The organism is Streptomyces scabichelini (assembly GCF_011045015.1).
Classification (GTDB): domain Bacteria; phylum Actinomycetota; class Actinomycetes; order Streptomycetales; family Streptomycetaceae; genus Streptomyces; species Streptomyces scabichelini.
Map to the genome: position 1 here is coordinate 1 of NZ_JAAKZY010000388.1, position 4,371 is coordinate 4,371.

A 4,371-nucleotide genomic window follows, 5' to 3' on the forward strand; every position below is an offset into this window, starting at 1 on the left:
GCCGCCAACGCCTGGTCCCACGGCATCACCATCGACTGGCCCACCCTCCTCAACCCCTACCACGCCCACACCCTCGAACTACCCTCCTACCCCTTCCAACGCCAGCACTACTGGCTCACACCCGAACTCGAACCCGCCGCGACCGACGCCCGCGGACTCGGCCTGACCTCGGTCAGGCATCCGCTGCTGGGCGCCGTGGTCGAACTCGTCGAGGAGGACCGGCTGGTGTACACGGGGCGGCTCGCCCTTGACACGCAGCCGTGGCTTGCCGATCACGCCGTGCACGGCACCGTACTGCTGCCCGGCACCGCGTTCCTCGAACTCACGATGGCCGTGGGTGCCCGGGTGGGCTGGCGACGGCTCGCCGAACTCACCCTCCAGACACCACTGGTGCTCCCACCCGACGAAGCCGTACAGCTCCGGGTGACCGTCGAACCGCCGGCCGCGAACGGGCAGCGGGAGCTGGCCGTGCACTCCCGGCCGCAGGACGCCGACCTTGGTGACCCGTGGACACGGCACGCCGCGGCACTGCTCGACATCGACGACGACACCGCGGACTTCGACCTCGTCGAGTGGCCACCGCGCGGCGCCCACGAGATCGACGTCGAGACCCGCTACGACACCCTCGTGGAAGCGGGCTACGACTATGGCCCCGCCTTCCAGGGCCTGCGCGCCGCCTGGCGCACCGGCCGCGACATCTACGCCGAGGTGAACCTGCCCGCCGAGCTGGACGCCACATCCTTCGGGCTGCACCCGGCAGCGCTGGACGCCGCCTTGCACGCGGTCGGCCTGCTCCGCGAGGACGGCGGTACCGTCCTGCCCTTCTCCTGGTCCGGCGTCACCCGCTACACCGAGGGCGCGGACGCCCTGCGGGTGTGGCTCAGCGCGAGGGGCGAGGACGCGGTGACCCTGCGCGTCACCGACAGCGAGGGAAAGCCCGTGCTGTCCGCGGAGTCCGTCACGACGCGGCCGTTCACCGCCGACCTGGCCGCCGGACGCGGAGCCGACTCGCTGTTCCGGCTGGAGTGGCAGCCGGTCCCGGCCGCCGCGTCCGACATCGACGCGTACCTCGTCGCGGACCTGGCGGACGTCCCGGACCCCGTACCGCAGATGGTCGCCGTACGATGTCCGGGCTCATCGCAGGACTCGGACAGTACGGGAGCGGGTCTCGCCAAGAACGCACACCAAGCGGCGAGTTGGGCGCTCCGCCTGGTCCAGGAGTGGCTGGCCGATGCCCGTTTCGCCGGCTCCCGGCTGCTGGTGCTGACCGACGGTGCCGCAGGCCCCGAGGTCACGAACCCCGCCCAGGCCACCGTGTGGGGCCTGATCAGGACCGCGCAGTCCGAACATCCCGACCGATTCGCGCTGTTGGACTCGGATGAGACACACCGGGCCGACGAGACCGTTCCCGGGGCCGTACTCACCGAGCCTCAGCTCGCCCTGCGGGCAGGCACGATCCTCGCGCCTCGGCTGGTCCGGCACACCGCCGTCGCCGACCTGGTGGGTGCCGCCCGGCTCGACCCGGACGGCACCGTGCTCATCACCGGCGGAACCGGGGTGCTCGGCGCTTCGGTCGCGCGGCACCTGGTCACCGAGCACGGTGCTCGCCGTCTGCTGCTGGTCAGCCGTCGCGGCCCCGACGCGCCGGGCGCCGCGGAACTCGCCGCCGAACTCACCGAGTTGGGCGCCGAGGTCGTCATTGCCGCCTGCGACACCGCCGACCGCGACGCGCTCGCGCGGCTGCTGACCGGCGTACGGCTCACCGCCGTCTTCCACACCGCGGGTCTCCTGGACGACGGCGTGGTGGGGTCGCTGAGCGCGGACCGGCTCGCCGCCGTGCTGCGGCCCAAGGTGGACGCTGCCGCACACCTCGACGAACTGACCGCGGACCAGGAACTCGCATCCTTCGTCCTGTTCTCCTCGGTGGCGGGCGTCCTCGGCAATCCGGGCCAGGCCAACTACGCCGCGGGGAACGTCTTCCTCGACGCGCTCGCAGCCCGCCGCCGGGCCGCCGGTCGCCCCGCGACCTCGCTCGCGTGGGGCTTATGGGCCGAACGCACCGGCCTCACCGGGCACTTGGACGACGGCACCCTCTCGACCCGAGGCATCGTCCCGCTCTCCACCGAGCAGGGCCTCGAACTCCTCGACCGGGCGCTCGCCGACGACCACCCGGTGCTCGTACCGGCCCGCCTCGACCCGGCCGCGCTGCGCTCCGACGCGCTCGCCGGGATCCTGTCCCCGGTGCTGCGCTCGCTGGTGCGAGTCCCGCGGCGGCGCGTCGGCGAGTCCGGGCTGCGCCGCAAGCTCGGCCGGATGTCCGAGGAGGAGGGCCGCCGCCTGCTCCTCGACCTCGTACGCACCCAGCTCGCCTCGGTCATCGGCCGCGACTCGGCGGACGGGATCGACGCGGACCAGCCGTTCAAGAGCTTCGGCGTCGACTCGCTGCTCGCGGTGCAACTGCGCAACCGCCTCAACTCCGCCACCGGCCTGCGTCTTCCGGCCACCCTCGTCTTCGACCATCCCACGCCGGCCGCCGTCGTCGACTTCACGCTCGCGCTCGCGCGGGAACGTGCCGAGAGCGCCGCCCCGCCGGCCGTCACCGCCGTCGCACCGCGTACGGACGACGATCCGATCGTGATCGTCGGTATGGGGTGCCGTTTTCCGGGCGGGGTGGACTCGCCCGAGGCGCTGTGGCAGGTCGTCGCCCAGCAGCGTGATGTGATCTCGGGTTTCCCGGCCGACCGTGGCTGGGACCTCGACGGCCTCTACGATCCCGACCCGGACCACTCCGGCACGTCCTACGTGCGGCACGGCGGGTTCCTCCACGAGGCCGCTGAGTTCGATCCCGCCTTCTTCGGGATCTCGCCGCGTGAGGCGCTGGCGATGGACCCGCAGCAGCGGCTGCTCCTCGAGGTGTCGTGGGAGGCGCTGGAGCGGGCCGGAATCGCCCCCGGATCGCTGAACGGCAGTGACGCCGGTGTCTTCGCCGGCGTGATGTATCACGACTACGGCGGTGGCGGCAGGCTGCCGGAGGAGGCCGAGGGCCACTTCCTGACCGGCACGGCCGGCAGCGTCGCCACCGGCCGGGTGGCTTACACGCTGGGGTTGCAGGGTCCGGCGCTGACGGTGGACACCGCGTGTTCCTCCTCGCTGGTGGCGCTCCACCTGGCGGTACGCGCCCTGCGCTCCGGCGAATGCTCACTGGCCCTCGCCGGCGGCGTCGCCGTGATGTCCACCCCCAACACCTTCATCGAGTTCTCGCGTCAGCGGGGGCTCGCGGCCGATGGCCGGTGCAAGTCGTTCTCGGCGGACGCGGACGGCACCGCGTGGGCCGAGGGCGTCGGCGTACTGGTCGTGGAGCGGCTGTCGGACGCCCGCCGGCTGGGGCATGACGTGCTGGCCGTGGTGGCCGGCTCCGCAGTCAACCAGGACGGCGCCTCCAACGGCCTCACCGCCCCCAGCGGCCCCGCGCAGGAACGGGTCATCCGCGCCGCCGTACAGGACGCCGGAGTACCGTTCGCCGGTGTCGACGCAGTCGAGGCACACGGGACGGGGACCGTGCTCGGCGACCCGATCGAGGCCCAGGCCCTGCTCGCCACCTACGGCCGCGAACGTGACACCGGGCAGCCACTGCTGCTGGGCTCACTCAAGTCCAACCTCGGACACGCCCAGGCCGCCGCCGGCGTCGGCGGCATCATCAAAATGGTCATGGCCCTGCGCCACGGCCAACTGCCCGCCTCACTCAACGTCAGCAAGCCCAGCGAACTCGTGGACTGGACCTCAGGCGGCGTCGAGGTACTCACCGAGCCGCAACCGTGGCCCGCCACGGACGACAGGACCCGACGAGCCGGTGTGTCGTCCTTCGGCATCAGCGGCACCAACGCCCACGTCATCCTCGCCGAAGCCCCCGCCGAACCGCTCACCGAAGACGCGCCGACGGAATCAGTCCGGCTGGACGGGGCAAACCTGCCGTGGATGGTGTCGGCGCGTTCGGCGGACGCGCTGGCCCAGGCCGCGGAGCGGCTGGCCGAGTACGTGCGGGCACGGCCCGAGCTGAGCCCGGCCGATGTCGCGTACTCGCTTGCCGCCGGGCGCTCCGCCTTCGAGTCCAGGGCCGTGGTCCCCGGCACGGAGGGACGCGACGGACTGCTCGCCGGCCTGGACGCCCTGGCCTCCCGCGAGATCGACGGCGTGACGGCAGCCGTCTCCGGTGCGAAGCCGGGCCGTGCGTCAGGGGCACCTGTCGTGTTCGTGTTCCCGGGGCAGGGCTCGCAGTGGGTCGGCATGGCGGCCGGGCTGCTGGACTCCTCGCCGGAGTTCGCCCGCGTGATCGACGAGTGCGAGACGGCCCTGGCCCCGTTCGTCGACTGG

At 72.7% G+C, this 4,371-nt stretch carries 1 protein-coding gene; it reads left to right on the forward strand.

What is annotated here, in order from left to right; genetic code table 11:
• A partial coding sequence (locus G5C60_RS49655) for a type I polyketide synthase (RefSeq protein WP_165270741.1) occupies nucleotides 1–4,371 on the forward strand: 4,371 nt, incomplete at both ends.